This is a genomic window from Marinobacter orientalis, from assembly GCF_004792665.1.
GTDB lineage: Bacteria > Pseudomonadota > Gammaproteobacteria > Pseudomonadales > Oleiphilaceae > Marinobacter > Marinobacter orientalis.
The window spans coordinates 101,157-116,704 of sequence record NZ_SRZX01000007.1 but is presented as its reverse complement, the minus strand read 5'-3'; the positions used below and the strand labels follow the sequence as shown (position 1 = coordinate 116,704).

The window sequence follows — 15,548 nt, the reverse complement described above, 5'->3', positions numbered from 1 at the left end:
ACCTATGAATGGATGATTGAAATGAGCAAAGCAGCATCACTGTACAAAGGATGGCGAATGAAGCGTAACTTCCTTCGCCTGGTCCTGACCACTGAACCACGCCTTCTCAAAGACGTCGGATACCCGCCAGAAGTTGTCGAGCAGCGCTTGAGAACGCCGTTCTGGAAGTTCGCAGCCTAAGCTCCCAGCTTTCGTGTACCCGGAGTTGCTCCGATCCCCTCAGGACACATCGGCTTTCGGTTGGTAGGTGCCTTCGGGGTTGGCAACGACGCGTGCCCGAAACAGCTCGAATGCCCCGTTACGGAAGTTTTCGGCGATTTCTGAAAACTGCTTGCGGTCTTCCGACATCCGCGTGATCACTTGTTTGACACGAGTCGGCTGATTCCCAAGAAAACCCTTGATGCCTTTGAAGTTACGAATGGCAGCAGCCTCTCTGGTCTGGTCCTCGAGTAATGCCATGTAGCTGTAGAGGCTGGTCATCTGGGCATCTGCGGCACGCTGACAGGTGTCCATGACCAGTCTGTTCAGGCGGTTCAGTGGTTCGGAAGAGAGAGTAAAAGTGTCAGTAACCATGGATCAATTCCTTCTGTGTTTAAAACAAGTAATGTTATTGCAGCAAAAAGTTGCAATATTCAACTTGTCCCAGGTCAAAGACTGTCGAAGAATCAATCCATCAAGGATGTACTCGCGCCTGTTGCAGAAGAGCGCCTGTAAAGGCGCTCTTCCAGGGCACGTTACATATATACGCCGCCGTTAACATTGATCTGCTGACCAGTGATGTAGTCGCCATCAGCCGCGACGAATACGACGGCCTTGGCAATCTCCTCGGGCTGGCCAAAACGCCCCATGGGTACGCGGGAGATTATTTTCTCGCGAATATTTTCTGGTACCTGGGCAAGCATTTCGGTTTCGGTGAAGCCCGGCGCAATAGCATTGACGGTGATGTTGTGCCGTCCTCCCTCGAGCGCCAGCGTTTTCGTGAAAGCAATGATTCCGCCCTTGCTGGCAGCGTAATTTGCCTGGCCAAAGTTACCGGCCTGCCCGACGAACGAGGTGATGTTCACGATACGGCCAAACTTCTGTTCCATCATGATCGGCCACACTTCCGAGCAAGTGGCGTAGACACTCCCCAGGTTGGTATCGAGAACTTCTGTCCAGTCCTCGTCGCTAAGGTTTTTCATGGCTTTGTCGCGGGTGATGCCGGCATTATTGACCAATATGTCAATGCGTCCCCATTCCTTCTGAACCTTCCGTACCAGTTCACGTCCTGCTGTCATCTGCGACAGGTCTGCCTGGAATGCGAGAGCTCGTACGCCCAGGTCTTCAAGCTCTTTTACCACTTTGTTTGCGTCAGCTTCACGGGATACATAATTGATTGCCACGTCTGCGCCGCGCTTCGCAAGTTGCAGAGCTATTTCTTTGCCGATTCCACGGGATGCACCTGTGACAATTGCGGTTTTACCTTTGAGATCTTCCATGCTGCTTTCCTCTGCCAGTCAGTGCCTTTTAAAAGGCGGTCAAGGTCTTGTTTTTGCGGTGGGGCAGTTCTGTTGATTTAAGTCACGATTGACAGTATTCAAGCTAGCAGAGAGCAATTCAGTCCACAATATTTAAACAGGCAAAGCTGGCAAAAGGTCGCTGGAGGAGCGTTGTGCCACTTTCATACACCAGACATCATCGAGTACGGTAGCGAATCTCTTGTCATCGTTACCGGGGATTCTGATGAGCTGTCGTTTATGCGCGTATTGAAAAAAAATCTGGTCAGGGGATGGCATCGTTTTACCCGAAGAATGTCGCCGCCGGTCTTCATCGGCTCGGCGCTTTGTGTCATCGGTTTCTGCATTTTTGGCGGTCTCTATACCGCGACGGCGAGTGAAGCCTTTTCGGGTCTGCAACAGTCCATTTCCAGAAGTTTCAGCTGGTATTACGCCCTCACAGTAACTGTGTTCGTCGTCTTTGCATTCTGGTTGATGGCGAGTCCTTACGGCCGGTTGCGGCTGGGGCCGCCGGATTCCCGGCCCGAATTCCGCTATCCCGCCTGGTTTGCAATGCTGTTCAGTGCCGGTATGGGGACTGGTCTTGTGTTCTGGGGTGTGGCCGAGCCGTTATATCATCATGCTAACCCGTTGTTTGCGGAGGGTGGCACGCCAGAAGCGGCCAAAGAGGCCATGCGTTACACCTTTTTCCACTGGGGGCTGCATCCGTGGGCCATCTATATTCTGTTCGGTGCCTCCATCGCCTATTTCCATTTTCGTCACGACCTGCCGCTTGCGCCCAGGTCCATTCTTCATCCGTTAATTGGCCGCCATATCGAAGGGCCGATCGGTCACGGCGTGGACATTCTCTGCACCGTGGGCACTCTTCTGGGCGTTTCCACCTCTCTGGGTCTGGGAGCCATGCAGATCAACAGCGGCCTTGCCCAGTACATGGACATACCGCTACAGACCAATGTGCAGGTGGGCATTATCGCCGTGATTACGCTGGTTGCCACCGTGTCAGTAGTATCCGGCATCAAGGCGGGTATCCGGCGGTTAAGCCTTATCAATATGGCATTGGCCTTCGGCCTGATGACCTTCGTTTTTTTCGCCGGCCATACGATCTATATTCTGGAAACGCTGGTGGGTTCGCTAGGGATCTATATCCAGAAACTGCCTGAGATGAGTTTATGGGTGGAATACACCAAAAACACCGACTGGCAAGCAACATGGACCATGTTTTATTGGGGGTGGTGGATCTCGTGGTCACCCTTTGTCGGGGTTTTTGTGGCCCGGATTTCCCGGGGGCGAACCCTTCGTGAGTTTGTTCTTTCAGTGATGCTGATCCCGACGCTGGTCACCTTTGTCTGGCTGTCGGTCTTTGGAGGGTCGGCGCTTCATATCGAACTGTTCGGCGACGGTGGGCTGAGCCAGATTGTTCAGGAGGATGTCTCGCTTTCACTGCATGCGATGCTCGAAGCGTTGCCACTGGCAGGCGTTACCATGATGTGGGCGACTCTGGTTATTGTGATTTTTTTCATTACTTCATCAGATTCAGGATCACTTGTGGATGACATGGTTACCTCCGGCGGTCATCCCAACCCACCGCGCGCTCAAAGGGTTTTCTGGGCCGTTTCCGAGGGCTCGGTTGCTGCGACTCTCCTGATTGTTGGTGGGTTGCGGGCGATTCAGGACGCTTCGATATCTCTTGGTTTCTTCATGTCCTTTCTCCTGATCGCGATCTGCCTTAGCCTTTACAAGGCGCTGCGTTCAGAACGCAATATGACCCGCGTCGGCAGCCATGGGGACTTCCGTATAAAACCGTGGAGCCAACAGCCAGGGGATGCGGGAGAGCCGGGTCCATAAACCCTCAGGCGGAGTGGTGACGTTCCCGTTTTAGTACTAGGATTGATCTGTAGGTTAACGTCAGCCCGGCCCCGTCAACGTGCCGGCTCTGACAACATTATGATGGGAGAGATCAATGATTAACCTGACTATAAACGGACAGCAGCATGAGCTGGACGTGCCCGACGACATGCCTCTGCTTTGGGCCCTTCGGGATGTTATCGGCTTGAAAGGCACCAAGTTCGGGTGCGGTATCTCCGAGTGTGGCACCTGCACCGTCCACCTGGACGGAGTGGCGACTCGCTCCTGTATGATACCGGTCTCCGCCGCCAGGGGTGAGATCACCACCATTGAAGCGATGGCCGAGGACGCCGTTGGCAAGAAGGTCCAGCAAGCCTGGCTGGACCTGGGTGTGGCCCAATGCGGTTATTGCCAGGGTGGTCAGATCATGAGTGCTACGGCTCTGCTGAAGAAAACCCCGGATCCGGATACCCGGGAGATTGCCGATGCCATGGCCGGCAATCTCTGTCGATGTGGTACTTACAATCGCATCCTTGCGGCCATTGAACGGGCTGCAGACAAGGAGGCCAGCTCATGAGCCAATCAGACGATACCCTACTGCTCGCCAACGTCAGCCGCCGCGGTCTTTTGAAGGGAATGGCCGTAGGCTCGGCACTGCTCCTGGCTGCCCGCTGGGATATGGCACTGGCCAATGAAAAGGCCCAGTTCGGTGCCGGAGCCATGCCCGGTGGCTGGGTCGATAATCCGAATGTGTTTATTCACATCGACTCTGACGGCGTGGTCACGATCATCAACAACCGTGCCGAGATGGGACAGGGCATCCGCACGAGTCTGGTTATGGTGGCAGCCGACGAGCTGGGCGCGGACTGGGATCAGGTTCGGGCACAACAGGCGAACGCAGACCAGGATAAGTACGGCAATCAGAATACCGACGGCTCCCGCAGTATGCGTCACTGGTATCAGCCCATGCGCCGTGCGGCAGCCGGCGCCAGGCTGATGCTTGAGCAGGCCGCGGCCAATCAGTGGGATGTACCGGTACACGAGGTGCGCGCGGAGGTTCACAAGGTGGTGCATCGGGAGACCGGGCGGGAGCTCGGTTTCGGAGAACTTGCGAGTGCGGCAAGGGAGCTGGATGTTCCGGGTCGCGATGCCCTGGTTCTGAAATCCGACAGCGAGCTGCGCTTTATTGGCAAGGAATCCGGCCTGATCAATGGCGAATTGAAATCCGCCTACCCCAAGGCCGTCGACGGTGAAGACATTGTTACCGGCAAGGCGGTTTTTGGCGCCGATGTGGATCTGGAGGACACCCTGTATGCGGTAGTAGCCCGTCCACCTGTTTATGGTGCCAAGGTGAAAAGTGTCGACGACAAAGAAGCTCTGGAAGTTACTGGCGTAAAAAAAGTGATCCGTATCGAGGGCACCGGCCAGCCGGCAGCATTCAATCCGCTCGGCGGCGTTGCCGTGGTGGCCAGCAATACCTGGGCCGCAATGCAAGGCCGCAGAGCCCTCAGGATTGAATGGGACACGGCCCCGGCCGGCGACAATGCGGATTACACCTCCGATGCTTACCGGAAGTCCCTGGAAAAGGCGGCGCAATCTCCCGGCAAGGTCATACGCCAGTCCGGCGATGTCGAAGCTGCCCTGAACGATGCCGACCAGCGCGTCTCCGCGACCTATTACATGCCCCATATGGCGCAGGCTCCAATGGAACCGCCAGTGGCAGTCGTCAGGATCAGCGATGGCAAGGCCGAGGCCTGGGCACCGGTCCAGAATCCCAGGGCGACCCGCGAGGGCATTGCCGCAATAATGGAGACGGACAAGGAAAACGTTACTGTCCACCAGACCCTGCTTGGTGGCGGCTTCGGGCGGAAATCAAAACCGGATTTTGTGAACGAGGCGGCCCATCTGGCGAAAGAGTTCGAAGGACAGCCCGTCCAGTTGCAATGGTCCCGCGAGGATGATATCCAGCATGCCTACTTCCATGCGGTCTCCGTCGATCACCTGGAAGCGGGCCTCGATGCGGAGGGCAAAGCCACCAGCTGGCGTCACCGCACACTGTCACCCAGCATCGCCTCGCTGTTTTCTCCGGACCCCAAGCACAAAGGGGAATTCGAGATGGGTATGGGATTCAATACCATGCCATTCAGCATTCCTGCTATCCGCCTGGAAAATCCGCCCGCCCCGGCCCATGTCCGCATTGGCTGGTTCCGCTCGGTGTACAACCTGCCTCATGCCTGGGCTATCCAGAGCTTTGCTCACGAGATGTCCGTGGCGGCAGGGAAGGACCACCGGGACTATCTGCTGGAACTGCTTGGCCCGGACCGTGAGGTTCATAACCTGACGGTGGGTGACGGCTGGAATTACGGCGAAGACCCGGACCTGTACCCGATCGATACCGCACGCATGCGCAGAGTGATTGAGCGCGCCACTGAAGAAGCAGGCTGGGGACGTGAGACCGGCAAAGGGCGTGGCCTGGGGCTGGCCTTTCACCACAGCTTTGTGTCCTACACCGCTATTGTCTTCGACGTTGAAGTGGATGATGAGGGCGAACTCACCATCCACCGGGCGGACATTGCCTTCGACTGTGGGCCCCAGGCCAACCCCGAACGAATACGGGCGCAGATGGAGGGTTCCTGTGTAATGGGAATTGGTATTGCGCTGAAAAGCGAGGTGACCTTCGAGGATGGCGTTGCCCAGCAGGATAACTTTCACAACTACCTGATCCCTGGCATGAAGGACGCGCCGAAAGTAATAAGGGTGCATCTTATAGACAATCCCGACGACGCCATGGGCGGCGCGGGCGAGCCCGGTCTGCCGCCAGTTGCTCCTGCACTTTGCAATGCCATCTACGCAGCCACCGGAAAACGCATCCGGCGTCTGCCTGTTGGCGACCAGTTGAGCTAATGCCTATGCAAAGCCTGGATTACCGGGTGGTTGAACAGGCCATTGAGTGGCTGGCGAATGACAGGACGATCTGGCTGTGCACGGTGCTGTCCACCTTTGGCTCGTCGCCCAGGGAGCCGGGTTCCCTGATGGTTGCCAATTCCCAGGGGGATCACCTGGGGTCACTCTCGGGCGGCTGTGTTGAAGAGGACTTCCTTGAGCGCCTTGCTGCCGGCGAGTACGAGCTGCCTGCGGTCATCGTGCGCTACGGTGCCCCGGACGACGGCCCCGAGAACGCCCGTATTCGCCTGCCGTGCGGTGGCATTCTGGAAGTGCTGGTGGAACGAATACCCGCCCAGCCGGATAGCCTGGCGCATCTTGAACAGGTCAGGGAGACCTTGTCGGGCGAGAGTGAGCTTACCCGGTATGTCAGACTGACCGATGGCGAGCACTGGCTGGCTGAGACTGATCCGATCGGACCGAGAGTGGTAAGAGAGGAGACTGAAGAACTGGTCAGTATTCGCGTTGGCCCCGTCGCCAAGCTGATCCTTGCAGGCTACTCAACGGTGGCAGAGGCCTGTGCAGGTTTTGCCATCAGCCTGGGTTACCAGGTGGTTCTCTGCGACCCGAGGGAAGAAGTCACCCGGGGTCTTAACCTGCCTGAAGGCGTCGAGTTCATCCCTGTGCTCCCTTCGCTATACATTGCCTCTGAGGGTGCCTGCACCCTATCCACCGCGGTAGTGGCAGTCACCCACGATCCGCGTATTGACGATCTGGCCATGATGGCAGCTGTCAAAACCTCTGCCCGCTATATCGGGGTCATGGGTTCTGTTCGTACATCGCAAACCCGGGCTGAGCGCCTTCGTCGCACCGGCGGGCTCTGTGAGGCGGAGATCGAACGGATCCGTATGCCAATCGGCCTCAATCTTGGCAGTAAGACTCCCTCGGAAATTGCGCTGGCCATCATGGCGGACATTGTTCGCGTAAGGCGGGGGCAGAGTCTTGGTGAGCTATGACTGATCGCCAGGCCTGCCATCTTTTACTGCGTGAGCGCCTTCTGGTCGATCAGCATCCGGCGCCAACTTGCCTCGGATACCGGGCGGCTAAAGTGATAACCCTGACCTTTGGTACATCCGAGATGCCGCACCAGCGCTATCTGGCTCGCTGATTCAAGCCCTTCGGCCACGACATCGGCATTAATCGCCGCGGCGATGACGATAACCGCCTGGACAATAGCCTGGGGGTAGGGCCCCTGATCCAGTTGCGACACAAAGCTCTTGTCGATTTTAATTTCGTCGAAAAAGTAGTCATTTAAATGGCTCAGTGACGAATAGCCTGTTCCGAAGTCGTCAAGAGATAGGCGAACCCCCATTGCGCTGAGGGCTTCCAGATCCCGCTTTAAAGTCTGACTGTGCTGCTCGAAAACGCTTTCAGTGATCTCTAGGGTCAGGTCTTCGGGAGCGACGTTGTAGTCGGTAAGTGCCTGGCGAACTTTATCTGGAATAGAGCCCAGCTGGAACTCGATCAAGGATAGATTGATTGATATGGGGGTAACCGGGAGCCCGGCTTCTCGCCAGGCTCTCAGATCCCGGCATGCCTGACGTAACACCCATTCTCCCATGGGTCCGATGAGCTGACTTTGTTCAGCCAGAGGGATGAACCGGTCTGGCGGAATAAAGCCGGCCTGCGGGTGATTCCAGCGCAGCAAAGCCTCCGCTGAAACAATACCGCCGTTCACCAGATCCACTTGAGGTTGGTAGTAAAGTTCCAGCTGATTGGCTTCAAGGGCGTGGCGTAGCTTCGTTGTCAGATCCACGGTTTCGCGCGTTCGATGTTCAAGCGCTTTTGTGTATTTTGTCCATGTCACAGTTGGATTGCGCTGGCTTAAATGCATCGCCAATGCGGCGTCGGTCATCAGCTTTCGCGCATCGCCTGCACTGCTGCGGATTCTTGCGTAGCCGAACGATGCCTCGACGTGAAAGGTGAAGCCTCTGATTTTGAATGGTACATCGAATACAGCCGCCATACACTCGCGCAACCGCCGCGGCGTACGTTGGTTTTCCAGGGGCGCAAGCACGGTAAACTCGTCGCCACCGGTGCGAGCAACCAGGCCATTGTCACCGATCTCGACCGACAGACGGCGGGCGACTTCCCGCAGCACCTCATCTCCAACCTCATAGCCCCGGGTGTTATTGATTTCCCTGAGCGCCTTGATGTCGACCACTACGACCGGGCTTGCCGGATGCAGATCATTTTTCTGCAGGCGATCGTCCAGACACTGGGCAAAGCCCTCCGGGGAGAGAATACCGGTCAGGCGGTCCTCATAAGCGGCGCGCTCAGCCTCCTTTTCGGCGCGTTTCAACTCGGTAATATCCTGAGAAGCGGCAATCCATTCGAGGAGCCTGTTATCATCATCAAGCACCGGTGTAACGCGATCCAGAAACCACCTGCAGGAATCGTTCGTGACAGGCAACTGATAGATCACTTGAAACGGAGCAATGTCTCTTAGCGCTTTGTTCCACCCGTCCCGGAAAGCTTCTGCAGCCTCTGGTGCCAGAACACCGCGAATCGCTGCCAGATGCGGCGGACCACTTGATGATGGCAGCCCGGCCAGCTTTAACCATTTTCCGGGAGCCTCGATGAGCTCGCTTTCCACATTCATGAGCCAGATGTAGCCTGATTGCATTTCAATCATGCTTTCATAGCGACGCTTCTGCCGGGCCAGTGAAGCGAGGGCCGAATGCTCTCTGGTGACATCAAGCTGAATACCAATTATGTAAGAAAGCGCGCCGTCATGAGTACGGAGCGTTCGAAGCTTGACGCGGTTTTCGAAAGGCTCTCCGTTGCTACGAAAGTTGGTCACCACGGCCGTACAGTCCAAGCCGCGGGACAGGGCGCTGCGGATAATTCGGACACCGTGCTGATCCTGAAGATCACCCTGAAGAAAACGGCAGTTGCGACCCAATACATCGGCTTTGCGATAGCCCGTCATGCGCTCAAATGCGGCGTTGGCATAAATTAGAGGGGTGTCGGCAAGATTCGGGTCAGCGATGGTCACACCACATTCGATTTCTGCAAGTGCTGCCGCCAGAAAAGGTGATTGCCGCAGTCGCATCAGTTCGCTGGAGGTTTCAGCTGCCAGGGAGTGCAATAGCGCCACGGCGCGATCGCGCTCGTGCAAGTGCTCGCCTGCGAACGCAATCACTGTCGCAGGCGCCGTTCGGTGGGGAATGCTCAGGGGTTCAACCGCGATGAAGGCGGCTGAGGCGAGGTCCATATCGAATGGCGATGATTCCGAACGAGGGACCCCGTCAGCCAATGTAGCCTGGACGCTGTCGAGCCCAAGCAACTGCTGCGCGGCCTCGGGGTCGCCAACGAGATGGCTCGGAGAGTCTCCGTCCTCGACAATGACTGCGGCGCAGACTACCGAGCAAGCCGATGCTAATGCTTCAGTGAGATCGGTGAAGAGGTCATGGTTGTCCGGCGGCACCGCCATATATTTCTCCTGAAAATCACTCGGACGCGATCTAAATGGCTATGATGTGCTGGAGGTTGTTTCATTATGTCAGGCAAGAACGGCCCCCTTCCGTACAATATAATAGCTGGTCTCTGGCCGACCTGCTCAGCGCCGCCGACAGTGTCTGCTACCTGTCCACTGCATGCTATATCTTCCGGGCTATGGGGGCGCTTGCATGAGGAAATACCGTAACGATGGATTGCAGGGCCTGCGTCAGATTTTCGGAGTATGCCAGAAGCATGGTATTTTCTTGCCAGAAGATGTTGTTGGCTAATATCTGAAAACTGACACTGACGAGTAGACTCTATGAACGTAATCATCATCGGCGCGGGGATTATGGGAACCACTTTTGCCACTCTGGCAAAAGAGATGGTGCCTGATCTGGATATCACTATTCTGGAGCGACTCGACGGTCCCGGTGAAGGAAACTCCTCGGCATTCTGGAACGCCGGCACGGGGCATGAAGCGAACTGCGAGCTGAACTATACCCCGGTTGACGAAGAGGTCATTTCGGTTGAGAAAGCTCTGAAGATTCATGCCCAGTTCAACGTTGCCAAGCAGTTCTGGGCTTATCTGATCGAAAAGGGCGCGATCAAGGACCCTACGACGTTTATCAATCAGACCAAGCACTGCACCATTGTTTCCGAACCTGCTATCCAAGAGCTGAAATTGCGATTCAAGGAAATGTCGGCTCATCACTTTTTTGAGCACATGCGTTATTCGGAAGACTTTGATGAAATAAAGAGCTGGATTCCCTATACCATGGAGGAGCGCCCGCGCCATGAAAAGATGGCGGCGACCGTTATTGAGACAGGCACGGACGTTAATTTTGGTGCTTTAACGGAGCAGATGGCAGAGTATGCCGTGAATGATCTGGGTGTCCGGATCGAGTACGGCACCCATGTCAGACGCGTTCACCGGAGCCCGACCGGACGCTGGGTTATTGAAGCCGTCAGCAAAGGGGTTCCGGTACAGCATAAGGCAGATGTGCTCTTTGTAGGCGCGGGCGGGGGCGCATTTCCACTTCTGAAAAGAAGCCACTTGCCGTTCCGCAGCCGGTTTGCCGGCTTTCCAGTCGGCGGGCGTTTTTTGCAGGCTCAGATCAGCGAAGAGCAGGCCAGGTATTACACGGCCAAAACCTATGGCAAGGCGAAAGTCGGTGCGCCCCCCATGTCCGTACCGCATCTGGATTTGCGGGTCGTGGATGGCAAACACTATTTACTGTTCGGTCCTTTCGCATCATTCAAACCGGTTCTCGAGAGAGGTCGTGGTTTTTTTGATTACCTGACGTCCATTCGTCTTCATGATATCCCCGGCTTGCTTAACGTTGCCCTGGAGCATTTTCCGCTGGTCAAATATCTGGTTTCAGAGAGTTTCAAGGGCGAAAAGAGCATGTTCGAGGAGCTGGACAGCTTTGCGCCTGGCTTGAGTAAAAAGTTTGACTGGAAACCGATTGCCGCCGGCCAACGGGTGCAGATCATTAAAGACGGAGACTTGCAGATGGGCACGGAAATTGTCGTGTCCAAGGACAAGACTTACGGGACGCTGCTGGGAGCCTCTCCCGGGGCGTCGGTTTCGCCCGAAGTTATGTTGCGCTGTCTGGAACAGTTGTTACCGTCTATCTTTTCCAAAGAAGAAGCCAGGAAAAAGAAGCAGGAAATGTTTCCCGAGGATGATCTGGATACATTGATCAACGCCCCTGATCGCTATCGTGAGATTCGTGATGCAGTGAACAGACAGCTGGGAATAACCCGGTCAAAGGCGCAATGAGGTCGACCTACACCGTTAATACCGCAGGGAGAAATCTATGGACAACAGGATCAAAGTAACTTCGCCTTTGGTCATTCTTCATGGTGACGAAATGGCCCAGGTTGCTTTCGAGCAGATTCTCAGGAAATTCGTGGCCGCGCGCCTGGACATCCAGCTCGAGGAAATCGACCTGTCGGCGGAACATCGCCTGCTGACCAATGGCGCGGCAGTCATCGATGCCATCGATGCCCTTCAGCGTCATGGGGTAGGGGTGAAGAACGCCGGCATGACCGTCAATCGGCAACAACTTGAGGACCTGCTCCGCAAGCACCCGGATGTGGACGCCGCCAATCTTCATCCACTGGCCACCAAATCGCCTAACGGCGCCATCCGCAAGGGCATCGGCGGCAACATTACTCGCGAGGACATCCAGTTTCGCAACCTCAACATCAGCCGGCCGGACTGGATAGGGCGCGACATCGAAGTGGATACCATGGAGTTTGGTGGCATCAAGGAGAGCTTCAACCAGCTCTCCGAAGCCACGGGTGTGGTCAAGCTGATGTTTGTGGGCAGCAGCGGAGACCCGGTGGAGTTGCACCGCCGCGAGGTCTGTAAAGGAGACCCGTGGCTGCTGGCCACCAATGATATGGAGGACGTCAAAGCCTGGGCTCACCGTTTCTTCCAGCGGGCTATTGACGAAAAACGAGATGTCTACCTGGGCCTGAAAGACACCGTTATCCCCGGCTACGATGGCGCCATGCGGACAGTAATTGAAGACATCTACGACAGTGACTACCGTCAGCAGATCAAGGATCTGGGGCTGAATTACTACTACGAGCTCATCGATGCCCAGGCCGCTCGCATCGTCTCCAATCCGCCGGATCGAGCCCTCTGGGGCGTGCCTGACAACACCACCGGGCGCAAGCTCTTCAAACTGGTCAACCAGCTTCGGAAATTCGGCATTCCCGGCCGAGGAGCCCACGTGTCCATCTCCCGCATGAGTGCCGGCGGTGGCGACCAGTACGGCAGCTTCAACATGCCGGCACAGGAAGACGGCATCATCAAGGTGATCGTAGACGGCGAAGAGAAGCATGCCCGCCGCGTCAGGAAAGGCGATCCCATGCTGCTCATGTCCAACGACCGTGAAGCCATCAAGGACTGGGTAACACAGGTGTTCCGCGACGCCTCCCGCAAGGACAAAGAAGTCTATTTCGGTCTCAAGCGCGAATACATGGAGTACGACGAAGTCTTCAGCAACGTGATCACCGAAGTGCGTCGGGAACTGGCGCAGGAGCATACGCCTCCGCCTTCATTCATGATCATGCGGCCCTCCAGTCAGCTCAAGAAGATGATCACTGACCCCCCCAGAAACGCGCTCTATCCCTCGCAGAATCTGGACGGTGACATCTTCTCGGATATCTCGGCCGCCCTCGGCGGCAGCCTCGCCACTGCCAGCTCTATTATCGAGAGCAAGGACGGCACCATGCTCTTCGAGGCGCCCCATGGCACCGCCCATGATCTCTACCTGAAATATCTGGAGAGCGACGGCCGCGACGCTCACTTCAATCCCTCCGCCCTGATCTTCGCACTGGCTAATGCCCTGGAAACCCTGGGTGAGCGCGAGGGCAACGAGCCTCTGGCCGAATACGCCGTCAATCTCAAGGCAGCACTGACCGACACAGTAGACAGGGGTATTGTCACCGCGGACCTCAAGGGCAAGACCATTGCCCCGGATTCGGAGCAGGTAGTGGACATGGCAGGTTTTCTGGATGCTGTAGAGGAGGCGCTCCGGTAATTTCTGGCGAACATTCGCTGGCTGATTGATCATTGGGGATTTGCTGCGGTTTACCGAGCGCTTGCAGCTTATTCACTGAGGGAGGTTAAATGAACGCACCACGCAGCTATTCGGGTCTCTCGACTCTCAATCACTGGATCACCGCCCTGGTGGTGATCGTCATGCTCGTACTGGGGTTCGTCGCTGCCTACGCCCCTGACGAGAATACTGAGGGCTACATTATGGGCGTACACGTCGCCCTGGGCTTTTTTGTTTTCTGGTTCGTCCTCTGGCGGGTGGCCTATCGGATCTTCGAGGGGTTTCCACCCAGCCAGGGCCATACACGTCTGGAGTCCCGGGCCGCGTTCTCCGTGCAAAGTCTGATCCTGTTGGCGCTGGTCCTCCAGGTAATCACCGGGCCCCTGTACATCTTCACAGAGGGCGAGGCCATCGATGTCTTCGGTTGGTTCAGTGTTTCCCTGCCGCTGGAATCACTCTCGTTGCTGCACGAGCCGGCTGAATCCGTCCATATTATTCTGGGCATTTACGTACTGCCCATACTGATAGGGCTGCATTTTCTCGGAGCGGTGAGACACTATCTGTCAAAGCGGCAGGAGACACCTGCAGATCTGTCTTGAGCACAAACCGACAACGCGTCACAGGCGGGACCAGGTGCCCAACAGAATAACAAAAGTCAGAACTGGCTCTCGCTCTGTGCCATCCAGGCCTCGTAGCACTGAACCTGTTGGCCACCATGCTCTTTGGCAGCGTACATGGCCTGGTCGGCGTTGTGCATCAGCTCTTCAGCATCCCTGCAGTCATCGGGGAAAATGGTCAGGCCGATGCTACCGGCAATGTGTACCGGCTGAGAATCAACCTCAAACGTCCGCTCGAGGCTGGCTAGCAGCGCCGTGGCCGCTTGCTTCGCACCGTCCCTGTCGGTTTCCTTCAAGATCAGGGTGAACTGTTTTCCGCCGAGACGGGCCACGGTGTCCATGGCCCGGACTCTGGAGCTTATCCTGTCGGCCACAAGCGCCAGAAGCCGGTCAGCCGCTTCGTGACCAGGCTGGTCGCTGGTTTGCTGGAGACGATCCAGATCGATGAACAGCAAGGCAAAGGAACTGTCCTTTCGCGTGGCTTCCAGAAGGGTCTGCTCAAGCCGATCAGTGAACAGCCGCTGGTTGGGGAGGCCGGTGAGTGTATCAAAATTGGCACTACGCCAGAGCTGATAGTCAGTCTGCTTGCGCCCGGTGATGTCCCGTGATGTCTTGACGACAGCTTCGATTTCATTGCGGTCGTTAAAAACCGGGACAAACTGGCAGTCAAAACAGGAGGGTAAACCGTGATGAAACTCCCTGTGCTGAGTCTGCCCGGTGGTAACGGTGGTGGTGATCGCATCGCGCAACTCTGTAGCAAGATCCAGCACCAACTCAAGGGGGGCTTTGCCAATAGCATCCCGATACGGCGCATTGACCAGATCATCTATCACCGTATCGGTAGGCAACCGCCTGGCACCGGGGCCCGATGAGGCGGCGGGATCAAGGGCTTCGCCTATCAATTCCCGGGCTTTGAGAAGTTGCTCTATTTCCGCATCGATGAACTGGGCAAGCTTCATAGCGAGGGGGCCTTCTGTGCAATACATTGGCGGGAGATAAGGCGTGGGCCCCGTTTAACCCGTTAAAACTGCACGCTATCAGTAAAATCACAGTCCTGTTTGTGCGGTAACAGACAGATGGAGGAAGGATGTTTACTCTTCCTCATGAGAAACCTCGCCTTCGGCTGTGTCGTAAATTGCTTTTGCCTGATGCACGAAATCAATATACGACCTGACCCAGGCGCGGGCTGCTTCGACACTTTCTCCCGCTTGAGCTTTCTTTTCCATACTCTGGCTAAACCTTTCCCTGATACCTTCCTCCACGGCGTTGTGCAGTAAATCAAGCAGATTTTCCACTGACCCGATTTCGACGCATTCGTCTACGGTGCGAACAGCTGGCCCCTCGTCCAGGCCTGCAGGTTTCAAGCCTGTATAGGGAGCGCCCTCCATCATTCTGTGAACCCGAACGCAGGTTTCGAAAAACCAGTAATCGGCAAGTTCTTTGGCTTCAGCGCCGTTCTTTCTTACATTTGATGCCTTCTGGAAAGCCTGCCTTATTTCCTCCTCCTGATCTTCCGAAATCCAGGGAAATACCTTTGTTACATCCTGCGATTCCAGAGCATGTCGGGCTGCTGTAACGACCGGACCGTCGAGTGTGTCGCAATGTGGAGGCATAATTTCTTCTCCTTG

General features: G+C 56.1%; 13 protein-coding genes. 8 read left to right on the top strand and 5 right to left on the bottom strand.

What is annotated here, in order from left to right; all coding sequences use genetic code 11:
- Positions 1 to 21: 21 nt before the first annotated feature.
- A complete protein-coding gene (locus DIT72_RS18300; RefSeq protein ID WP_168355076.1) occupies positions 22 to 180 on the top strand; it encodes a hypothetical protein in 159 nt (52 codons plus the stop codon).
- Positions 181 to 219: 39 nt separating this feature from the next.
- On the opposite strand, the gene DIT72_RS16165 is transcribed toward DIT72_RS18300, so the two are convergent.
- Both DIT72_RS16165 and fabG read right to left on the bottom strand, forming a co-directional pair.
- On the bottom strand, positions 220 to 573 hold the full coding sequence (locus DIT72_RS16165) for a phasin family protein (RefSeq protein ID WP_135956280.1): 354 nt from the start codon (positions 571 to 573) through the stop codon (positions 220 to 222).
- A gap of 161 nt (positions 574 to 734) precedes the next feature.
- Positions 735 to 1,478: a 3-oxoacyl-[acyl-carrier-protein] reductase gene (fabG, locus tag DIT72_RS16160; protein WP_135956279.1), complete on the bottom strand. Its 744-nt coding sequence runs from the start codon at positions 1,476 to 1,478 to the stop codon at positions 735 to 737.
- Between the two features lie 258 nt (positions 1,479 to 1,736).
- Between fabG and DIT72_RS16155 the strand changes: the two genes are divergently transcribed.
- The 4 genes from DIT72_RS16155 to DIT72_RS16140 all read left to right on the top strand — a co-directional run bounded on the left by DIT72_RS16155 (position 1,737) and on the right by DIT72_RS16140 (position 7,240).
- Positions 1,737 to 3,341 carry a BCCT family transporter gene (locus DIT72_RS16155; protein ID WP_228260846.1) on the top strand — a complete coding sequence of 535 codons (1,605 nt, stop codon included), beginning with the start codon at positions 1,737 to 1,739 and terminating at the stop codon, positions 3,339 to 3,341.
- A 115-nt stretch (positions 3,342 to 3,456) separates the two neighbouring features.
- A complete protein-coding gene (locus tag DIT72_RS16150) occupies positions 3,457 to 3,918 on the top strand; it encodes a (2Fe-2S)-binding protein (protein WP_135956278.1) in 462 nt (153 codons plus the stop codon).
- Positions 3,915 to 6,245, top strand: coding sequence for a xanthine dehydrogenase family protein molybdopterin-binding subunit (locus DIT72_RS16145; RefSeq protein WP_135956277.1), 2,331 nt, complete (start codon positions 3,915 to 3,917; stop codon positions 6,243 to 6,245). The genes DIT72_RS16150 and DIT72_RS16145 overlap by 4 nt, the downstream gene beginning before the upstream one ends.
- A 5-nt stretch (positions 6,246 to 6,250) precedes the next feature.
- On the top strand, positions 6,251 to 7,240 hold the full coding sequence (locus DIT72_RS16140) for an XdhC family protein (protein WP_135956276.1): 990 nt from the start codon (positions 6,251 to 6,253) through the stop codon (positions 7,238 to 7,240).
- Between the two features lie 23 nt (positions 7,241 to 7,263).
- Here the strand turns inward: DIT72_RS16140 and DIT72_RS16135 are convergent, their stop codons facing one another.
- Positions 7,264 to 9,720, bottom strand: coding sequence for a putative bifunctional diguanylate cyclase/phosphodiesterase (locus DIT72_RS16135; protein ID WP_135956275.1), 2,457 nt, complete (start codon positions 9,718 to 9,720; stop codon positions 7,264 to 7,266).
- 327 nt (positions 9,721 to 10,047) lie between these two features.
- Here DIT72_RS16135 and DIT72_RS16130 point away from each other — a divergent pair, with 327 nt between their 5' ends.
- The 3 genes from DIT72_RS16130 to DIT72_RS16120 all read left to right on the top strand — a co-directional run bounded on the left by DIT72_RS16130 (position 10,048) and on the right by DIT72_RS16120 (position 13,902).
- Positions 10,048 to 11,511, top strand: coding sequence for a malate:quinone oxidoreductase (locus DIT72_RS16130; protein WP_135956274.1), 1,464 nt, complete (start codon positions 10,048 to 10,050; stop codon positions 11,509 to 11,511).
- Positions 11,512 to 11,548: 37 nt separating this feature from the next.
- On the top strand, positions 11,549 to 13,285 hold the full coding sequence (locus DIT72_RS16125) for an isocitrate/isopropylmalate family dehydrogenase (RefSeq protein ID WP_135956273.1): 1,737 nt from the start codon (positions 11,549 to 11,551) through the stop codon (positions 13,283 to 13,285).
- An 89-nt stretch (positions 13,286 to 13,374) separates the two neighbouring features.
- Positions 13,375 to 13,902: a cytochrome b/b6 domain-containing protein gene (locus tag DIT72_RS16120; RefSeq protein WP_135956272.1), complete on the top strand. Its 528-nt coding sequence runs from the start codon at positions 13,375 to 13,377 to the stop codon at positions 13,900 to 13,902.
- A gap of 56 nt (positions 13,903 to 13,958) precedes the next feature.
- Here the strand turns inward: DIT72_RS16120 and DIT72_RS16115 are convergent, their stop codons facing one another.
- A complete protein-coding gene (locus DIT72_RS16115) occupies positions 13,959 to 14,879 on the bottom strand; it encodes a GGDEF domain-containing protein (RefSeq protein ID WP_168355075.1) in 921 nt (306 codons plus the stop codon).
- A 132-nt stretch (positions 14,880 to 15,011) separates the two neighbouring features.
- Positions 15,012 to 15,533: a DUF6448 family protein gene (locus DIT72_RS16110; protein ID WP_135956270.1), complete on the bottom strand. Its 522-nt coding sequence runs from the start codon at positions 15,531 to 15,533 to the stop codon at positions 15,012 to 15,014.
- Between the last annotated feature and the right edge of the window lie 15 nt (positions 15,534 to 15,548).

Coding starts and splice junctions, on each gene's coding strand:
- DIT72_RS16130 (WP_135956274.1), top strand. CDS start 10,048: ATGAACGTAATCATCATCGGCGCGGGGATTATGGGAACCACTTTTGCC.
- fabG (WP_135956279.1), bottom strand. CDS start 1,478: ATGGAAGATCTCAAAGGTAAAACCGCAATTGTCACAGGTGCATCCCGT.
- DIT72_RS16135 (WP_135956275.1), bottom strand. CDS start 9,720: ATGGCGGTGCCGCCGGACAACCATGACCTCTTCACCGATCTCACTGAA.
- DIT72_RS18300 (WP_168355076.1), top strand. CDS start 22: ATGAGCAAAGCAGCATCACTGTACAAAGGATGGCGAATGAAGCGTAAC.
- DIT72_RS16125 (WP_135956273.1), top strand. CDS start 11,549: ATGGACAACAGGATCAAAGTAACTTCGCCTTTGGTCATTCTTCATGGT.
- DIT72_RS16120 (WP_135956272.1), top strand. CDS start 13,375: ATGAACGCACCACGCAGCTATTCGGGTCTCTCGACTCTCAATCACTGG.
- DIT72_RS16110 (WP_135956270.1), bottom strand. CDS start 15,533: ATGCCTCCACATTGCGACACACTCGACGGTCCGGTCGTTACAGCAGCC.
- DIT72_RS16165 (WP_135956280.1), bottom strand. CDS start 573: ATGGTTACTGACACTTTTACTCTCTCTTCCGAACCACTGAACCGCCTG.
- DIT72_RS16140 (WP_135956276.1), top strand. CDS start 6,251: ATGCAAAGCCTGGATTACCGGGTGGTTGAACAGGCCATTGAGTGGCTG.
- DIT72_RS16145 (WP_135956277.1), top strand. CDS start 3,915: ATGAGCCAATCAGACGATACCCTACTGCTCGCCAACGTCAGCCGCCGC.
- DIT72_RS16155 (WP_228260846.1), top strand. CDS start 1,737: ATGCGCGTATTGAAAAAAAATCTGGTCAGGGGATGGCATCGTTTTACC.
- DIT72_RS16150 (WP_135956278.1), top strand. CDS start 3,457: ATGATTAACCTGACTATAAACGGACAGCAGCATGAGCTGGACGTGCCC.
- DIT72_RS16115 (WP_168355075.1), bottom strand. CDS start 14,879: ATGAAGCTTGCCCAGTTCATCGATGCGGAAATAGAGCAACTTCTCAAA.